This window comes from Bacillus subtilis subsp. subtilis str. 168, from assembly GCF_000009045.1.
Classification (GTDB): domain Bacteria; phylum Bacillota; class Bacilli; order Bacillales; family Bacillaceae; genus Bacillus; species Bacillus subtilis.
In genome coordinates this window covers 2,768,722-2,787,835 of record NC_000964.3, presented here as the reverse complement: position 1 = coordinate 2,787,835, position 19,114 = coordinate 2,768,722, and the positions used below count along the sequence as shown (strand labels likewise).

The 19,114-nt window shown below is 42.9% G+C and carries 18 protein-coding genes and 1 other RNA gene; 11 read left to right on the top strand and 8 right to left on the bottom strand.

Going from position 1 to position 19,114, the window contains the following annotated elements; all coding sequences use genetic code 11:
- Positions 1-10 precede the first annotated feature (10 nt).
- From mtnN to yrhC, 4 genes are all read left to right on the top strand, one after another.
- Positions 11-706 carry a methylthioadenosine / S-adenosylhomocysteine nucleosidase gene (gene mtnN, locus BSU_27270; protein ID NP_390605.1) on the top strand — a complete coding sequence of 232 codons (696 nt, stop codon included), beginning with the start codon at positions 11-13 and terminating at the stop codon, positions 704-706.
- Positions 707-770: 64 nt separating this feature from the next.
- Complete coding sequence (gene mccA / locus BSU_27260; RefSeq protein NP_390604.1) at positions 771-1,694, top strand: cystathionine beta-synthase for the reverse transsulfuration pathway; 924 nt, start codon at positions 771-773, stop codon at positions 1,692-1,694.
- Between the two features lies 1 nt (position 1,695).
- Positions 1,696-2,835, top strand: coding sequence for a cystathionine gamma-lyase and homocysteine gamma-lyase for reverse transsulfuration pathway (gene mccB, locus BSU_27250; protein ID NP_390603.1), 1,140 nt, complete (start codon positions 1,696-1,698; stop codon positions 2,833-2,835).
- 82 nt (positions 2,836-2,917) lie between these two features.
- Positions 2,918-3,148 (top strand): hypothetical protein, encoded by a 231-nt coding sequence (gene yrhC / locus BSU_27240; RefSeq protein NP_390602.1) that lies wholly within the window; start codon positions 2,918-2,920, stop codon positions 3,146-3,148.
- 35 nt (positions 3,149-3,183) lie between these two features.
- Here yrhC and yrhD read toward each other — a convergent pair whose 3' ends face one another.
- Entirely contained in the window at positions 3,184-3,666 is a 483-nt protein-coding gene (gene yrhD, locus BSU_27230) for a hypothetical protein (protein ID NP_390601.1), read from the bottom strand.
- 18 nt (positions 3,667-3,684) lie between these two features.
- Positions 3,685-6,627, bottom strand: a complete 2,943-nt coding sequence (gene yrhE / locus BSU_27220) for a putative formate dehydrogenase (protein ID NP_390600.1) — start codon at positions 6,625-6,627, stop codon at positions 3,685-3,687.
- Between the two features lie 315 nt (positions 6,628-6,942).
- Between yrhE and yrhF the strand changes: the two genes are divergently transcribed.
- From yrhF to cypB, 7 genes are all read left to right on the top strand, one after another.
- On the top strand, positions 6,943-7,311 hold the full coding sequence (gene yrhF / locus BSU_27210; protein NP_390599.1) for a hypothetical protein: 369 nt from the start codon (positions 6,943-6,945) through the stop codon (positions 7,309-7,311).
- 262 nt (positions 7,312-7,573) lie between these two features.
- Entirely contained in the window at positions 7,574-8,374 is an 801-nt protein-coding gene (yrhG, locus tag BSU_27200; protein NP_390598.1) for a putative formate/nitrite transporter, read from the top strand.
- 389 nt (positions 8,375-8,763) lie between these two features.
- Positions 8,764-8,913 (top strand): hypothetical protein, encoded by a 150-nt coding sequence (gene yrzI, locus BSU_27190; RefSeq protein NP_390597.1) that lies wholly within the window; start codon positions 8,764-8,766, stop codon positions 8,911-8,913.
- A 156-nt stretch (positions 8,914-9,069) separates the two neighbouring features.
- Positions 9,070-9,228 (top strand): hypothetical protein, encoded by a 159-nt coding sequence (locus BSU_27185; protein ID YP_009513991.1) that lies wholly within the window; start codon positions 9,070-9,072, stop codon positions 9,226-9,228.
- 188 nt (positions 9,229-9,416) lie between these two features.
- Entirely contained in the window at positions 9,417-9,959 is a 543-nt protein-coding gene (gene yrhH / locus BSU_27180) for a putative methyltransferase (RefSeq protein NP_390596.1), read from the top strand.
- A gap of 222 nt (positions 9,960-10,181) precedes the next feature.
- The gene (gene bscR / locus BSU_27170) at positions 10,182-10,766 is read left to right on the top strand and encodes a transcriptional regulator for cypB (protein ID NP_390595.1); all 585 of its coding nucleotides are present in this window, start codon (positions 10,182-10,184) and stop codon (positions 10,764-10,766) included.
- A 15-nt stretch (positions 10,767-10,781) separates the two neighbouring features.
- Positions 10,782-13,946 carry a cytochrome P450 CYP102A3 gene (gene cypB, locus BSU_27160; protein ID NP_390594.1) on the top strand — a complete coding sequence of 1,055 codons (3,165 nt, stop codon included), beginning with the start codon at positions 10,782-10,784 and terminating at the stop codon, positions 13,944-13,946.
- A 6-nt stretch (positions 13,947-13,952) separates the two neighbouring features.
- Here the strand turns inward: cypB and surF are convergent.
- The 6 genes from surF to yrhO all read right to left on the bottom strand — a co-directional run bounded on the left by surF (position 13,953) and on the right by yrhO (position 19,009).
- Positions 13,953-14,053, bottom strand: an RNA gene (gene surF, locus BSU_misc_RNA_82) — small untranslated RNA expressed under sporulation conditions (SurF-AbrB).
- Positions 14,054-14,189: 136 nt separating this feature from the next.
- Positions 14,190-14,480, bottom strand: coding sequence for a hypothetical protein (gene yrhK, locus BSU_27150; protein ID NP_390593.1), 291 nt, complete (start codon positions 14,478-14,480; stop codon positions 14,190-14,192).
- 133 nt (positions 14,481-14,613) lie between these two features.
- Positions 14,614-16,518, bottom strand: coding sequence for a peptidoglycan O-acetyltransferase (gene oatA, locus BSU_27140; protein ID NP_390592.1), 1,905 nt, complete (start codon positions 16,516-16,518; stop codon positions 14,614-14,616).
- 110 nt (positions 16,519-16,628) lie between these two features.
- Entirely contained in the window at positions 16,629-17,486 is an 858-nt protein-coding gene (rsiV, locus tag BSU_27130; RefSeq protein ID NP_390591.1) for an anti-sigma(V) factor, read from the bottom strand.
- Positions 17,486-17,986, bottom strand: a complete 501-nt coding sequence (sigV, locus tag BSU_27120; protein NP_390590.1) for an RNA polymerase ECF(extracytoplasmic function)-type sigma factor (sigma(V)) — start codon at positions 17,984-17,986, stop codon at positions 17,486-17,488. The genes rsiV and sigV overlap by 1 nt, the downstream gene beginning before the upstream one ends.
- Before the next feature lie 195 nt (positions 17,987-18,181).
- Positions 18,182-19,009, bottom strand: a complete 828-nt coding sequence (gene yrhO / locus BSU_27110; RefSeq protein ID NP_390589.1) for a putative transcriptional regulator controlling amino acid export — start codon at positions 19,007-19,009, stop codon at positions 18,182-18,184.
- Between the last annotated feature and the right edge of the window lie 105 nt (positions 19,010-19,114).

Genomic DNA, 19,114 nt, shown 5'->3' with positions numbered 1-19,114 from the left:
ATGTGAATAGATGAGACTAGCAGTCATCGGAGCAATGGAAGAGGAAGTTACCATCTTAAGAAACAAACTTGAAAATGCAAAAACAGAAACGATCGCACACTGTGAATTTACAACAGGCGAATATGAAGGAACTGAAGTGATTCTTTTAAAATCAGGAATTGGAAAAGTAAATGCTGCTATCAGCACGACGCTTCTGCTTGACCGTTACAAGCCTGATTATGTCATTAACACAGGCTCAGCCGGCGGATTTCATCATACATTGAATGTAGGGGATGTCGTCATTTCCACTGACGTTCGCCACCATGATGTAGACGTAACGGCTTTTGACTATGAATACGGCCAAGTGCCGGGTCTTCCGGCTGCTTATGCGGCGGATGAAAAGCTGATCAGCATCACTGAAGAAGCGGTATCTGAACTCGACGGCATTCAGGTTGCAAAAGGAACGATTGCAACAGGCGATTCTTTCATGAACGATCCGAAGCGGGTTGAAGAGGTGCGTGCGAGATTTTCTGATCTGTACGCGGTTGAAATGGAGGCTGCGGCAGTGGCTCAAGTATGCCATCAATTTAAAACGCCGTTTGTCGTCATCAGAGCGTTATCAGATATCGCAGGCAAAGAATCACATGTTTCATTTGACCAATTTTTAGAGCAGGCGGCTGTTCATTCAACAGAGCTTGTGTTAAAGGTGATCAAACGAATTCATTAAAACGGGGAGAACGTTCTCCTCCGTTTTTCTCTAAAAACAACCTCTATTAAGGAGGAGGACATATATGACAGTGATTACGGACATTACCGAGCTGATTGGGAATACACCGCTTCTCCGCTTGAAGAACTTTGATGTTCCAGAAGGAGTCGCGGTGTATGCCAAGCTTGAAATGATGAATCCAGGGGGAAGCATCAAAGACAGACTGGGAGATATGCTGATTCGTGACGCGCTCGATTCAGGCAAAGTGAAACCCGGCGGAGTGATTATAGAAGCTACGGCAGGCAATACAGGGATCGGCCTTGCGTTAAGTGCCAGAAAATATGGGCTGAAAGCGATTTTCTGTGTCCCTGAACATTTCAGCAGAGAGAAACAGCAAATTATGCAAGCGCTTGGCGCATCAATCATTCATACACCGCGTCAAGACGGAATGCAGGGAGCCATTCAAAAAGCCATTCAGCTGGAGACTGAAATTGAAAATTCTTATTGCGTTTTGCAATTTAAAAACCGAGTAAATCCATCGACTTACTATAAGACGCTTGGACCTGAAATGTGGGAAGCGCTTGACGGGAATATTCATACATTTGTCGCAGGGGCAGGATCAGGAGGCACATTCGCAGGGACAGCTTCCTTCTTAAAAGAAAAAAATCCAGCAGTCAAAACGGTGATTGTTGAACCGGTGGGCTCGATTTTAAACGGAGGAGAGCCCCACGCTCATAAAACAGAGGGCATCGGCATGGAGTTTATCCCCGATTATATGGATAAGAGCCATTTTGACGAGATCTACACCGTAACAGATGAGAATGCGTTTAGACTTGTGAAAGAAGCGGCAGAAAAAGAAGGCCTGCTGATCGGAAGCTCTTCAGGTGCAGCGCTTTATGCGGCATTGGAGGAAGCGAAAAAAGCATCCGCTGGAACTAACATTGTCACAGTATTTCCTGACAGCAGCGATCGATATATCAGCAAACAAATATACGAAGGAGGCATCTGATATGAAGAAAAAAACATTGATGATACATGGCGGAATCACAGGTGATGAGAAAACAGGCGCAGTTTCCGTGCCGATTTATCAAGTAAGCACGTACAAGCAGCCGAAAGCAGGGCAGCATACAGGCTACGAGTATTCAAGAACGGCCAATCCGACTCGAACCGCTCTCGAAGCACTTGTGACAGAACTGGAAAGCGGGGAAGCAGGCTATGCGTTCAGCTCAGGAATGGCTGCCATTACAGCGGTTATGATGCTGTTTAACAGCGGAGATCATGTCGTGTTGACTGATGATGTGTACGGCGGAACATATCGCGTGATGACAAAGGTGCTTAACCGTCTTGGCATTGAATCAACATTTGTTGATACGAGCAGCAGGGAAGAAGTTGAAAAAGCGATTCGCCCTAATACAAAAGCAATTTATATTGAAACACCGACAAACCCGTTGCTCAAAATCACCGACCTGACGCTCATGGCTGATATCGCAAAAAAAGCGGGTGTTCTGCTTATCGTAGACAATACCTTTAATACTCCTTATTTTCAACAGCCGCTTACTTTAGGCGCTGATATCGTACTGCACAGTGCGACAAAATATCTTGGCGGACACAGTGATGTCGTCGGAGGTTTAGTTGTGACAGCTTCGAAAGAGCTTGGAGAAGAGCTGCATTTTGTGCAAAACTCCACAGGCGGCGTGCTCGGCCCTCAAGATTCCTGGCTGTTAATGAGAGGAATCAAAACGTTGGGACTCAGAATGGAAGCGATCGATCAAAATGCGCGGAAAATCGCAAGCTTTCTTGAGAATCACCCTGCTGTCCAAACGTTATATTACCCTGGTTCTTCAAATCATCCCGGACATGAGCTTGCAAAAACGCAAGGAGCGGGCTTCGGCGGCATGATCTCCTTTGATATTGGCAGTGAAGAACGGGTTGATGCGTTTTTAGGAAATCTGAAACTGTTTACCATTGCTGAAAGCCTGGGGGCGGTTGAAAGCTTAATTTCTGTTCCTGCAAGAATGACACATGCCTCTATTCCGAGAGAACGCCGGCTTGAGCTCGGCATTACGGACGGCTTGATCAGAATTTCTGTAGGAATTGAAGATGCGGAAGACTTGTTGGAAGATATCGGCCAAGCGCTTGAAAATATATAACAAATGGATAGAATTACTTTCTCTGTAAGCCGCCGGATTATATTATAATAGTCGTATACTATGAATCTGGCAGGTGATTCTTTTGAACAAAAATAGAATGAAATCTTTAAAAGAAGACTACAAGCATTTTGCTTTTACATTGCTTGCAGTCAGCACTTTTTTATATATAGGCGCAGTTCTCCCTGATCAAGGCTTAACATTAGGCCAGAAATCGACGATGTTTTTAGCGGATTGCGTATTTTTAGCCGGTGCCTTCTTTTGCGCTGACCGTTCACTTATTTACAAGAAGCGTCTGGAAGAAGCCGACGAATAAAAAAACAGCCATCATCAGAGATGGCTGTTTTTCTGTTATTGTTCTCGAAGTTCTTTTCCCATGCCTTTTAAAAACTGAAGGCCGAACCCGACGGCTCTGTTGATGTCAGGATCGTTCATTGCTTTTAACAGGTCGAGAATCCCGACTTTCTTGTCTTCTTTTAAAAAGCTTTGTGCCTGTTCAGTCCCAGCCATTACGCTTTCTAAAAGCTTTGCTGTAAACTCAGGATCGGCTTTTGTCAATGCGCCTCCGGCGGCCATCATCGTGTTGATGAGGTTGGTGACAGGCTCGCGGGAAACTTGGCCAAGCGCAATCTTGGCAATGTCTTCCTTCGCTCTGAGCATGCTTGTTGCCGCATCAAAAATTCCAAGATCATTGAGTTCATTCATTAACGTCATCGTTTTAGAGACGGCGTCCTCATTTTCCGCCAGCAGCTCTTTCAGTTCTTCTATTTTTTCAAGCTTAATTTGCTCAGCTGTTTTTGTTTCTTTTTTGATCGTCGTAATCGGAGTGGCCATTCGTTTTCCTCCTATCGTTTAATCAGTCAGATGTACATAGCCAGGGCGGTTCCATTTTCTTTCTGCTTCGACTCCGTTTTGCGGATGCCGTTTTTTGTTGCGCGGATTTGTTTTTGGAAGCGGCGCTGTTTCACAGCCGCCAAGCACTTCCATGCGGACCTTTGTCTGTTTATAAGCAGGCGTGTTCGTCCGTTTATCAGCTGCAGGGCCCGTCAAGAAGTTAATCGCTGACTCCTTGTCTGTCGAGTTCATTGGCAAATAGAGTTCATTTTTCCGTACCCGGTCTGTGATCAGCGCGTTCAATTTGACTGCTCCGAACGGAGAAACGAGCCGTACAAGCGAACCGTCACAAACACCTCGCTCTTGTGCAAGCTCAGGTGAGATCTCAACGAATACATTCGGCACTTTCGCTTGGATGCCTTTCGATTTATTTGTCATGTTTCCTTCGTGGAAATGCTCCAGCATCCGGCCGTTATTGATATGAAGGTCATATTCCTCCGGAAATGCCGCTGGCTCGGTCCAATCAGAAAGGGCAAAGCGGGCTTTTTTGTCAGGGAAATTAAATCCGTCTTCATACAGAAGCGGTGTGCTTTCACCTGTGAAGCTGCCCCATAGGAAGCTGTTCCAGCCTTCAAGCACCTCATAGCTTGCTTTGGCAAACAGAGGAGAAAGACTCGCCATTTCAGAGAAAATGTCACTTGGATGGCTGTAATTCCAATTCGCTCCTAAACGGTTTGCCACCTCTTGAATAATCCACCAGTCCGGTTTTGCGTCACCAAGCGTCGGAAGCGCCTGATACAATCGCTGGACACGGCGTTCTGTGTTGGTAAATGTTCCGTCTTTTTCAAGTGAAGGAGTGGCCGGCAAGACGACATCAGCATATTGAGCTGTTCTTGACAGGAAGATGTCCTGTACCACGAAGAAATCAAGGCTTGATAAAATATCATGCACATGGTTCGCGTTTGAATCGACCAGTGCCATATCCTCACCGACAAGATACATAGCTTTCATTTTTCCTTCTTCAATGGCATGAAGCATTTGAATATTATCTAAACCAGGCTTTCCATCAATCTCGACACCATATGCCTCTTCAAATTTAGCGCGTGCTTTGTCATCTGTAATATGCTGATATCCCGGCAGCCAGCCAGGCAATGTTCCCATATCACATGCGCCTTGCACGTTATTGTGTCCGCGCAGAGGATAAGCGCCGGCACCTGGACGGCGATAGTTGCCCGTAGCGAGAAGCAGGTTTGAAATGGCTGCTGATGTATCAGAACCGCCTGTATTTTGTGTGACACCCATTCCCCAAAGGACACAAGTGCCGTCAGCATCACGAATCATTTCAGCAATTTGAATGATGTTTTCTTTTGAAAGGCCTGTGATGCGTTCTGCATAATCAAGCGTATACGTTTTAAGGGTTTCTTTATAATCTTCAAAGTAATTGACGTTCTCATCAATAAACGCCTGATCGTGCCAGCCTTGGTCGATCATATATTTCGTAACAGCCATCAGCCAAACTTGGTCTGTGCCTTGTTTAGGGCTGATGAACAGATCAGATCGCTCAGCCATCTCATTTTTACGCAGGTCAGCAACAATCAGTTTTTGACCGTGGAGCTTGTGTGCCCGTTTGACGCGTGTTGCGAGCACTGGGTGTCCTTCCGCCGGATTGGCACCGACAATGATGACCAGGCCTGCTTTGGCAATATCTTTAATCGTGCCGGCGTCACCGCCCATGCCGACAGTGCGGAACAATCCGTCTGTAGCAGGAGACTGGCAGTAGCGTGAGCAGTTATCGACGTTGTTTGTTTCAAATACCTGACGCGCTAGTTTTTGAATGACGTAGTTTTCTTCATTCGTAATTTTAGAAGAAGAAATAAACCCTACAGAGCCTTTACCGTACTGCTCTTTAATTGATCCTAATCTGCTTGCGACAAGATCGAGGGCTTCTTCCCAAGAAGATTCCACAAAGGCTCCGTTTTTACGGATTAAAGGCTTTGTGATCCGCTCTTTTGAATTGACAAAATCCCAGCCGAATTTCCCTTTGACACATGTGGAAATTGCGTTAACCGGAGCATCAGAAACAGGCTGGATCTTTAAAATATCCCGTCCTTTTGTCCATACTTCAAATGAACATCCGACACCGCAGAACGTACATACAGTTTTCGTTTTTTTCGTTCTCGTTTCACGCATTGCCGCTTCGACTTCAGAAATGGCAAAAATGCTGCCATACCCCGGTTCAACATTTTTCACGAGATCAATCATCGGTTCCATGACGTCCTCTTTAATGCCTGTCATAAAACCAGCCTGCCCGAGCATTGATTTTTCCATCAGTGCATTACATGGACATACTGTTACACACTGACCGCAGCTGACACAGGAAGATTCATTGATCGGAACTCCCTCATCCCAAATGACGCGAGGGCGTTCGCGTTCCCAGTCGATTGAGAGTGTTTCATTTACCTGAAGGTTTTGACAGACCTCAACACACTGGCCGCAGGCAATACATTGGTTTGGATCATAGCGGTAAAAAGGATGAGACATATCAACCGCGCAAGAAGGATCTTCTTTTGGCGTGTATGGGTATTTTTGATGCTCGATCCCCATCATTTCCGCTGTATTATGCAGCGTACAGTTTCCATTGTTGTTATCGCAAACTGTACAATACAGCAAATGATTTTCAAGAAGGCGGTCCATCGCTTCGGTTTGCGCTTCTTTCACTCGATTTCCTGAAAGATCAATAGACATCCCGTTTTCTGCAACCGTCGCGCATGAACGAACCAGCTTGCCGTTTGCCTCTACTATGCAAGTATCACAAGTTTGAATCGGGTCAACCTCTGGTACGTGGCAAATCTGCGGGTACTCAATTCCGTTTTCATTTAAAATATCTAAAATTGTGGCCCCTGCTCGTGCTTGAATTTCTGTTCCGTCTACACGGACACTGATCGACTTAACGTCCATCATATTCATATTCCCCTCCATCTTTCTTTCAAGAAGTCAAAAAAAGCCATGTATAGATACACCTGCCCTTAATTCTAAGAAGGTGTAAACACACATGGCGGAATAGTTCACTAGCAAGTCTTACTAACAGACCAATCCTTGATTTTTATAAAACGATAGACTCATAACAAGATCCTATTACAAATCCATCAACACTGCTTTTATTATAATGTGATATTTATTATAATACAATATGGCAGGAAAATTTTAACCAAGTGAAATGTCCTGAGGGGAACCGGGAAAAGCCTTTATAAGGCAATATCGGAAGGGGTAATCAGCATGTCTAAAAAAATTCATGAATTCAATGATATTATTCGAAAACTTCGCAAAGAATTGTTCGGAAAAGGGCCTGAGAGAATTCATACTGTATTTGTAGAAAACATGGCAGTTTCAACACTATACGGAAATCTGAGTGCAAGCGAGCAGTTTATTGCCCGCACGCCTGAAGGAAGAGAGATGGTACATGCGGCCCGGACAAGCCTAATTCAAGACCTTTATTCCAAACAAACACCGGAAGGAATGGAGGAACTTATGGGAGCTAAGCTAGTCCATTTGTTTTCTGATATTAAAATTGAGGAAAACATCGCTGTATCTGTATTTGTTTTTGACCGAAAAATAGATGAGCAAAAAGAAGCTCTGCAAAGCTAGTATATTTGTCATTGACACAAATTTGTCACATTTGATATGATGTTGCTACAGTTATAGAAGGCTAAAGCAATGGAATGTATGCACGAACTGTATATATTCTCTTTCAATATCTTATATACTGCTTGATATTGTTGTATGGGTATGCATACAAGTTAGGCAGCATTCAAACGCCTGGTTTGACACAGGTTATTTGAGTGCTGCCTTTTTTATTGCCTTTCTTGCATAACTGTGAGAAAAGAAGAAGTAATGGAGGCGTTTTATTATGGCTTTTCGAAAACCGGATGAAATAGCGGAAGCAGCAATTGAAGCAGGGATGAAAAAAATAAAGCTCCCGCTGCCGTCACTGCTTGTGCTGGGGTTTTTAGGCGGTGCATTTATCGCGCTTGGGTATTTGCTTGATATCAGGGTAATTGGCGATCTTCCGAAAGAATGGGGGAGCCTGTCCAGTTTGATTGGTGCAGCAGTATTTCCAGTCGGCCTGATCCTTGTCGTTCTCGCTGGCGCTGAACTGATCACAGGCAATATGATGTCAGTTGCGATGGCGTTATTTTCGAGAAAAATATCAGTAAAAGAGTTAGCGATTAACTGGGGAATCGTCACAATTATGAACTTAATCGGCGCATTGTTTGTTGCTTACTTTTTCGGGCATTTGGTTGGATTGACTGAAACAGGTCCTTATTTAGAAAAAACGATTGCCGTTGCCCAAGGAAAGCTTGATATGAGCTTTGGCAAGGTTCTCATTTCCGCCATCGGCTGTAACTGGCTTGTATGTCTTGCAGTGTGGCTTTCTTTCGGCGCCCAAGACGCAGCAGGAAAAATCCTTGGCATCTGGTTCCCAATCATGGCTTTTGTGGCTATCGGATTTCAGCACGTTGTCGCCAACATGTTTGTGATTCCTGCTGCCATTTTTGCAGGCTCATTCACGTGGGGGCAGTTCATCGGAAACATCATTCCGGCTTTTATCGGTAATGTCATCGGCGGAGCTGTATTTGTCGGTCTCATTTATTTTATTGCATATCATAAGAAAGACCGCTCCAGAAAAGAAATGAAGCAGGTGTCATGACCAACGGGCAAATCCATTCGATGATTTGCACAATTTCCGTCCATTTTTAGAAAAAGATGTTTACAAAATGGAATTTGGTGGATATACTTACAAAGTAAGAAAAAAGCAAAGGAGGCTGAACCAAAATGACAATGAGACAACGACGTCAACCTGTACGTGATACACATGTAAAAGTTCATGGTTTATTCAGCCTGTGGAAGAGTTCGTGTCCTTCCTTAACCGATGCTTATCGCACGCATTAAATTCGGAATAGTCGGACATACGCAACTCCCCGCAGGCAGTAGAGGCATTGGTGTCTTCTTTTGTCTGCGGTTTTTATTTGCCCGCGGCAGAAGGGTTGTGCCGCGGGTTATTTCGCTTGATGCGGACTTTGAAAGGGGGTGAGCGATATGACGATTAACCTATTCTTTTTAACGTTAACGATTAAAAAACGGTTTAAAAGCCTGGAAGAATTCGAACGAGAACAGCAGATTGAACAAATTTATGATGAAATGAAAGAGTCTCAGTTAAAGCATCTTTATTTAACAAACTGGCGCTAAAAGCAACGAAAAAAACTGAAGGGGGAATGGCATATGCTTAGAATGGAACTATTGATGCATTATACAATGGAGAAGGACCAAGTTTAGCGAAATAGCTGTCAAGAAAATGCGCGCCTGCATATAGTAAATCAACGTTATTGTGAGGCAGGTGATGGCATGATGAACGATTATCAAAAAAGACTGCCGTCGATTGGCCATGGTTATGCGTCCATGCCGCATTCCTTCAAACATGGTTATGGAAATCCATTCCGACAGCAGAGGCTGATGGCAATGCAGCAGCAAAGGCTGTATGTATTCCCTTATCATTGGCATTAGAAAGAGGGCAGAAAACATTATGTTTTCTGCTTTTTTTTCGGAAAAAAATGAAAAAGTTTAGTTCTATTGAAACATTTTTCAATACATTGCCGTCTAGTTGGTACCTTCCTTCACTTTTAGAAATGAAGATGATGTTTATTTTTTTAAGATAATAAATAAACATAGGAAACCAAAAGCAGGTGTTTAAAATGCTAGAAAATAGACTCTATAAACGATCGGATTTTTGGAAATTATTTTCTCGGAAATATAAGCTAACCAAAACAATTGAGCATATGATGATTGACTCTATAGATATACAAGAAAATGACAGAATTTTAGAAATTGGAATTGGAAACGGCACTGTCTTTAAAAGCATAACCAAGAAACTAAAAAAGGGTAGCCTAAAAAGCATTGATCCTTCAAAACGAAAGGTAAGACAGATATCACGTGCGAATCGAAAGAACATGGGGAACGGGGAGGTTTTTCATGGCTATCCAGAGGACATTCCCTTTGATGACCGTACCTTTAATAAAGTCTTTTCTTTACATACGGTTCAAAGCTGCACCGATATTAGGCTTGCATTAAGAGAAATTTACAGGGTGCTTCAAATTGACGGCCGGTTTTATATCAGTATTGACACAAATACCGGTGAAAAAGAGAAAACGTATATTCAACTGCTGAAAGACCAGCATTTCAGGGATCTTTCTGTTATCAGGCGTGCTTCCTGTCTATGTATTGTGGCTGTTAAATAAAAAATTTCTCGGGAAATATATCCAAGATCCTCGTATTAGGATTTGGGTATATTTTCTTAATTTTTTATTTTTTGCATATACTTTATATTAAAAAAAGTTTTTTTCATATAAACTTATAACAGAAGAAAGAACAAAGAGGTGATATCAGACAGGGCAGACATTCTTTGTGAACAAAAGGAATGAATATTCATTCCGTAAACGAATCGGAGGTTGTCAGATTACATGATATCCGCATCCAGCAGTAAATACGACATGATTATGAAAGCGTCAGTCTCACTTTTTACGGAAAGGGGTTTTGACGCTACCACTATTCCTATGATAGCTGAACGTGCTCATGTAGGGACAGGAACGATCTATCGTTATTTTGACAGCAAAGAAACACTCGTTAACGTACTGTTTCAAGAAAGCATCCAGCGATTTACGGAAAAACTGAAGCAAGACGTTTCAGAATTGCCTGTCAGAGAAGGCTTTCACCACGTATTTTGCTGTCTCGTTCAGTTTACGAAAGAGAGCGACTATGCGCTTTTTTTTCTTGAAACCAAAAAAGACGCTCATTACTTAAATCATACAAGCAAAAAAATGATAGAAAATCTGACTCAAATGCTTGATGACTATTTTAATAAGGGAAAAGCGGAAGGCGTGATTCGCAGCCTGCCCTCTAATGTGTTAATTGCGATTGTATTAGGGGCGTTTCTCAAGATATATCAGCTCGTTCAAACAGGTGATATAGAGATGGACACTGATTTAATTACTGAATTGGAACAATGCTGCTGGGACGCCATTAAGCTTCATTCATCACAAAAATAGGAAAGGGAGATGTTAATGAAACAGGCAAGCGCAATACCTCAGCCCAAAACATACGGACCTTTAAAAAATCTTCCGCATCTGGAAAAAGAACAGCTTTCTCAATCCTTATGGCGGATAGCTGATGAATTGGGACCGATTTTCCGTTTTGATTTTCCGGGAGTATCCAGTGTTTTTGTGTCCGGCCACAATCTTGTGGCTGAAGTGTGTGATGAAAAACGCTTTGACAAGAACCTTGGCAAAGGCTTGCAAAAGGTGCGTGAGTTCGGGGGAGATGGCTTATTTACAAGCTGGACGCACGAACCGAACTGGCAAAAAGCCCACCGCATTTTGCTGCCGAGTTTTAGTCAAAAAGCGATGAAAGGCTATCATTCTATGATGCTGGATATCGCAACCCAGCTGATTCAAAAGTGGAGCCGGTTAAACCCTAATGAAGAAATTGATGTAGCGGACGATATGACACGTCTGACGCTTGATACGATTGGGTTATGCGGGTTTAACTATCGATTCAACAGCTTTTACCGTGATTCACAGCATCCGTTTATCACCAGTATGCTCCGTGCCTTAAAAGAGGCGATGAATCAATCGAAAAGACTGGGCCTGCAAGATAAAATGATGGTGAAAACGAAGCTGCAGTTCCAAAAGGATATAGAAGTCATGAACTCCCTGGTTGATAGAATGATAGCGGAGCGAAAGGCGAATCCGGATGAAAACATTAAGGATCTCTTGTCTCTCATGCTTTATGCCAAAGATCCAGTAACGGGTGAAACGCTGGATGACGAAAACATTCGATACCAAATCATCACATTTTTAATTGCTGGACATGAGACAACAAGCGGGTTGCTATCCTTTGCGATTTATTGTCTGCTTACACATCCGGAAAAACTGAAAAAAGCTCAGGAGGAAGCGGATCGCGTGTTAACGGATGACACGCCTGAATATAAACAAATCCAGCAGCTCAAATACATTCGGATGGTTTTAAATGAAACCCTCAGACTGTATCCAACAGCTCCGGCTTTTTCTCTATATGCGAAGGAGGATACTGTTCTAGGCGGGGAATATCCGATCAGCAAAGGGCAGCCAGTCACTGTTTTAATTCCAAAACTGCACCGGGATCAAAACGCTTGGGGACCGGATGCGGAAGATTTCCGTCCGGAACGGTTTGAGGATCCTTCAAGTATCCCTCACCATGCGTATAAGCCGTTTGGAAACGGACAGCGCGCTTGTATTGGCATGCAGTTTGCTCTTCAAGAAGCGACAATGGTTCTCGGTCTTGTATTAAAGCATTTTGAATTGATAAACCATACTGGCTACGAACTAAAAATCAAAGAAGCATTAACGATCAAGCCGGATGATTTTAAAATTACTGTGAAACCGCGAAAAACAGCGGCAATCAATGTACAGAGAAAAGAACAGGCAGACATCAAAGCAGAAACAAAGCCAAAAGAAACCAAACCTAAACACGGCACACCTTTACTTGTTCTTTTTGGTTCAAATCTTGGGACAGCTGAGGGAATAGCCGGTGAACTGGCTGCTCAAGGCCGCCAGATGGGCTTTACAGCTGAAACGGCTCCGCTTGATGATTATATCGGCAAGCTCCCTGAAGAAGGGGCAGTCGTCATTGTAACGGCTTCTTATAATGGGGCGCCGCCTGATAATGCTGCCGGATTTGTAGAGTGGCTGAAAGAGCTTGAGGAAGGCCAATTGAAAGGTGTTTCCTATGCGGTATTCGGCTGCGGAAACCGGAGCTGGGCCAGCACGTATCAGCGGATTCCCCGCCTGATTGATGACATGATGAAAGCAAAGGGGGCATCGCGTTTAACAGCGATTGGGGAAGGTGACGCCGCCGATGATTTTGAAAGCCACCGCGAGTCTTGGGAAAACCGCTTCTGGAAGGAAACGATGGACGCATTTGATATTAACGAAATAGCCCAGAAAGAAGACAGGCCTTCATTATCGATTACTTTTCTCAGTGAAGCGACGGAAACGCCGGTTGCTAAAGCATATGGCGCGTTTGAAGGGATTGTGTTAGAGAATCGAGAACTCCAGACAGCTGCCAGCACGCGTTCAACCCGCCATATTGAATTGGAAATTCCGGCTGGTAAAACATATAAAGAAGGCGATCATATCGGAATCCTGCCAAAGAACAGCAGGGAGCTTGTTCAGCGGGTTCTCAGCCGATTCGGTTTGCAGTCCAATCATGTGATAAAAGTAAGCGGAAGCGCTCATATGGCTCATCTGCCGATGGATCGGCCAATCAAAGTAGTGGATTTATTGTCGTCCTATGTAGAGCTGCAGGAACCGGCATCAAGGCTTCAGCTTCGGGAGCTGGCCTCTTATACAGTTTGTCCGCCGCATCAAAAAGAGCTGGAACAGCTCGTTTCAGATGATGGCATTTACAAAGAGCAGGTACTTGCAAAACGTCTTACCATGCTTGATTTTTTAGAGGATTATCCTGCTTGCGAAATGCCGTTTGAACGGTTTTTAGCACTTTTGCCATCACTAAAACCGAGATACTATTCCATTTCAAGCTCACCGAAAGTTCATGCAAATATCGTGAGCATGACGGTAGGAGTTGTGAAAGCCTCAGCATGGAGCGGCCGAGGTGAATACCGGGGTGTCGCCTCTAATTATTTAGCAGAATTGAATACAGGTGATGCAGCAGCTTGCTTCATTCGTACGCCGCAGTCCGGATTTCAGATGCCGAATGATCCTGAAACGCCTATGATTATGGTCGGGCCGGGCACAGGAATTGCGCCATTCAGAGGCTTTATTCAGGCAAGATCGGTTTTGAAGAAGGAAGGAAGCACCCTTGGTGAAGCACTTTTATACTTCGGCTGCCGCCGCCCGGACCATGACGACCTTTACAGAGAAGAGCTGGATCAAGCGGAACAGGACGGTTTGGTCACAATCCGCCGATGCTACTCGCGCGTCGAAAACGAACCAAAAGGATATGTCCAGCACTTGCTCAAGCAAGATACGCAGAAATTGATGACACTCATTGAAAAAGGGGCTCATATTTACGTATGCGGTGATGGATCGCAAATGGCTCCTGATGTAGAGAGAACTTTGCGATTGGCATATGAAGCTGAAAAAGCAGCAAGTCAGGAAGAATCAGCTGTATGGCTGCAAAAGCTGCAAGATCAAAGACGTTATGTGAAAGACGTTTGGACAGGAATGTAAAATATAAAATCCCGCCAATCTGATTGGCGGGATTGCTTTGCATATGAGAAAACCGGCACGATAATGAAATCTACTGAAAAGGATGTTATAGGGAGTATCGCGCCGGCCTTATTATTCATATCGGCATGCAGAGGCAAAAGTTTAGTTCTTTTTACCTTGTTTTTAAAAATAAATAGTCTGAAAGTCTTGTTTTTGATTTTCGACTCAGGCTTTTGGCATTTTGTTCTTTCTTATTCCTTAAGATCAGTCATCTGTTGAAGATTGATGCTTGAATTGCTGTTCCACATGCTTACGGTAATGAAAGTCATGAATCAGCCGAATGGTCGGCCTGATTAACAGCAGCAAACTTCCGATCGCAAACAGCCATATCCCTGCCGACATTAACCGGTCATAAAAAAAGAAAAAACTTCCAACGAGAAACATAGCACCGATGATAAAATCGTTTACTGTATAAAGAACCTTATATCGTTTTTTGAAAAAAAGCTCATATCGTTTCAACTCTTTTTGGATGTCATGTTCTTCATTTCCTTTCATTATCATCCCTCCATTCAATTTTGGCTTACCCTTACGTAAACGGCATGTAAACATAAGGGCTGCCTTGCTGAAAGAAGACATAATCAACGATCAGAAACTAAAGTAAAAAAGTGATCTGTATAGGATCTCTTTTTTACGATTTCATCGCCTGAACAATAAGAGCAGTCAAAGTTTTTGCCCCTTTAGGAACCAAGTGAACACCATCAGGGGTAAAATATTCCGGATGCTGAAGAGCTTCTGTATGCCAGTCAACTAACGTAACATTTTGATGTGCGTGGGCCTGTTGCTGCAAAGATTCATTTACCTTGCTTTCCCATTGGCGGGGAACCCGTGTATTGACAAGATAAATATGAGCTTTTGAGAAAGATTGAAGCAGTTGTTCGATTTGGCTGTTTGTAAAATAGCCATTGGTTCCAAGCTCAATGATGACAGCCTTGTTCGGCTGATTAAAAGACTTGTATTCCCTTGCGAGTTCCAAAGCTTGAGACATTTGTCTCCCTACCTTTCCATCAATCGTCACATTTGAAAATGACTGACGCAGGTGTGAAGAAATATCAAGCATGACGGAATCTCCTATAGCTAAAACTTCTTTCGCAGTGTCTGCTGGTTTTTTCAACTGTTGGGATTGCGTGTCTTTCTTTTTATGAGTCTCTTGCCCACTATCTTTGTTTTCCTTTTGACCCTGATTGGAATCTGTTGTCTTTTGTTCAGGATTGTGTTTTTTATCTGCTGCAGCGTTCTTTTTATCCCCAGAAGCCTGGCTGGTGTCAGCATTTGTTTCTTGTGAGCTATAGGTCCATTTGGTAGGGTGCTTTTGCTCGCCGGCTAGCCCTGACAGCCCGCCTGCAAAAATAAGTATAGCGAAAATAATGAAACCAATTGACATTTTGCTGATGACAGATGTCGTTTTCCATTCCTTGATTCTATGTATAAAAACACGGCGGGAAAATGACCTAAATCCCTGTGTCCGTATCGGCTTCTCAATAAAATGGTAGGAGAGCTCGGCAAGTATACATGTCACAATGACCTTTAGCACGATATGCCAAAAAACAGGGTTTCCGATTTCTTGAACTGGCGTGCTTAACACAATAACAGGGTAGTGCCAAAGATAAATTCCGTAAGACCTCGTTCCAAGCCACCGAAGCGGCCTCCATGAAAGCAGATTGCCTAAAAAGCTGCTCGGATGGCAAACACATGCAATAAGGATTGCGGCAGTCACGCTAATGAATAGCATTCCGCCTCTGTAAAGAAAAGGCTCGTATTCATCTGTGAAATAGACACACAACACTAAAATACAAAATGCCAAAAATTCAGTGGCGTGCAAAGTGTGCTTCAGTTTGCTTGGCAGCCTGTTGGAAGACAGCCTTTTCATCGGCCATACCAAAGCCAAGGCACATCCGATGAGAAGTTCAAACGAACGAGTGTCTGTGCCATAGTAAACGCGGCTCGGATCTCCGCCAGGTTCATACAGTACGCTCATCATCACGGCTGAACAAAGCACAAGCAATGATATCACCGCAGCCAATCTGGCGCGGCTTTTCATTATGTACATTCCAACAACTAAAAACATCGGCCATATGATATAAAATTGTTCTTCAATCGCCAGCGACCAAAGGTTTTTTAGAGGTGATGGGGAACCGAAACTATCAAAATATGATAGCTTGTGAAAAATAAACCACCAATTGCTCATATAAAAGAGAGAAGAGATCGCATCTCCACGTACAGTGTGCAATAGTTCTCGATCAAACAATACGACCCACACAACAGTGGAAAAGATCATAAGGTACGCTGCCGGGAGAAGCCGCCGAATGCGGCGCACCCAAAAATCCCGAAAATCAAGATTGATATCATTTCCATATGCCGGTAATAGAATAGATGTAATCAAATATCCGGATAAAACAAAAAAGATATCAACCCCGATAAAACCACCGTTAGCCCAATTGAAATTTAGGTGATAAGTGATAACTGACAGGACGGCGAAAGCCCGAAGGCCATCAAGTCCAGGAATGTATCGATGATGCTGTGTCTTGTGATACATGGGTATTCCTCCAATAGTATGCAAATATTCTCGTTGTTTTTGATAGCGGGGTTACGACCTCGAATAGAGAAGAGAGAAAACATCCATAATCTTAGATGGATGTTTTTATTTTATCGAATATAACGTTCTCCCACGAGCAAGTTTGAAATGACGCCGGTTGGAATTGTAAACTCTGTAACGCCCATATAGCCGGGGGCGACTTCATATTCGTCAAATGAGATCACAAGTTTATGGTCTTCAGTAATGTAAAACGTCTGATCAGGAAGAATCGTTTTGAACGGTTCTGCATCTTCGTCAGTGAGCCAATATATTTTATTTGGATCTTCCTTCATTTGCTGTTTCATTTGTTCTTTGATGTTTTGACTGATGACTTTGATATAGCGCTCATCTTTGAATAAGCTTTTTAATGTAAGTAAAATATCATTCTTTTTGTCAATTGTAATATAACGGCTTTGTGTGTAGGAAGATGCTTGTGTTGTTTCAATATTGCGCCGGATAGAGAGTAAATCTGGCGTGTCTGTGACCGTCTCGTAATCACTGTAGATGCTGAGATGCCCTTTTTTGTTTTTGGATGTGGACTGTATAAACTCTTTATACAGCTGCTGGCTTTCTTTCAAGTATTTCTCGTTAATGCTGTTTTCAAGCTCTTTATTAGAAAGCCCGGACAAAGCAGGTGTTTTGACATCAATGCTTGATTGGTCTTTTTCCTCTTTGATTTCAATAAAGGTGATCGCTTTGACGATTTTGCCGATGACAGGGATCTTTGACATAGCCTGAGCGGCGTCCGGGTTGATATTAACAAGCGCAGTGAATAAAATAGCTGCAGCGATTGCTGCTGATGTCGGCCACATAACGATTCTTTTCTTTTTTGGTTCTTGCTGAAGGGCTTTTTCAACAATGATATCCAATTCTTTAGGAATCTGAACATTTTTATATTCTTCTCTTAATTGCTGTAATCTCTTATCCATTAAGAAAGATCCTCCTTCGTCAACTGAATGCGCATCAGCTTCAATGCTCTGTATAGGCGCGTTTTGACGGTATTCGTGTTTTCTCCTGTAATTTCCGCAATTTCTTCTAATTTGAGGTCTTCAAAAAAACGTAAAATAATAATGGTTTTATAGCGGTACGGCAATTCGTCAAGCGCTTCATGGAGATCAGTATCCTTGTAATGGTCTTCCTTTCCTTTGCTTAAAAATTCTATCGTTTCGTCGTCCATCACTCTTATCTTTTTTTGTTTGCGCAAAAAGTCAATGGCTGTCCGTACTAAAATTTTATAAAACCAGCTTTTTATCGTCTCAGGGTTCCTGACCGTTTCAACTGAGCTCAGCGCTTTTTTTATAGATTCCTGAACAATATCTAATGCGTCATCTTGATTTTTCACATAACTGAAAGCCAACCTGTAGAAATCTTGCTTATGGTCAGTTATGCATGTGACAAGCAACGCTTTTGTTGTTTGTTTTTTCTTCATTGCAATAAAGGGCTCCTTTTTGAATATACGTATATCGTAGGCTGTTACCTAGGATAGACGCGGCAGGCTGAAAAATAGTTTGCGCAGAATCACATTTTTTAAAAGAGAGAAGTAAATCAGCATGGGGGGTTTATGCATAAAAAAACAAGGCTTGTTTTGTACAAGCCTTGTTTTTGGGGTAAGAGATGACAAACATTATTCCAAATAATGTTTTTTGAAATCTGAGTGAATAGAAAATTTACGGCGCAACTGGATGAGATTTTTCCCGAAGCTCTCTTCTAAAAGCTCTCTATGCTTTTTCAGAATTTCCATGAGGTACAGATCATGAATGATCACTTCAGTAATAGGCATGACTAACCCTACATGCATCGTCCATGCAGCACGGCTGTCGTTGCCAAGTGAGACAATGCCCGCTACTACTTCTGAATCATCTCCGCTATAGACAAGCCACCGTCCGTCATACTCTTCTGTAATTTCACTGCTCATATCATGAAGGTAAACATTGGCAAAATCAGATACGATGTCTCCGTACGCAATAATGGTGACAATAACGCCTTGTTCTGCCGCCTGTTTGAGCTCTGCTTCTATCTCCTTAAAATCCTCTTTCCATATTTCTAAGAGGATTCTTTTTTTGGCAGATAAGATACAAGCCTTCACCTTTTCAAGAATTTCACTGCGGCCGGTGATATTCCAGATGTTTTCCCGGTCATTTGCGGTCTGCTCGAACTTTTCAAAATATTTCTCAGCCTGATCAAAATGCTCTTCCGCTTTGAGCCGGCGGTTTTTAATCAGTTCTTTTGCGGGGACTGGAACATACTGAGGCGTATTTCCATGACTGACAAAAACATCTCCCCTTATGACAAGACTTTCCAATACTTCATAAATTTTAGAACGGGGCACTCCGGATTTTTTGGCAACGGCATAGCCTGTTAAAGGTGATTCTTGCAATAATGCTAAATACGCTTTCGATTCATATTCTGTAAAATTGAGGTTTTTTAAAATGTCTAACATATTTTCTTTCATATATCCTCCAATATAAAGAGCAATCGCTGCCTTAGTAATCGCTATTTTAACAAATCATATTGATTTATTCCAAACGCATTGATACACTTTTATAAGTAGTTACTT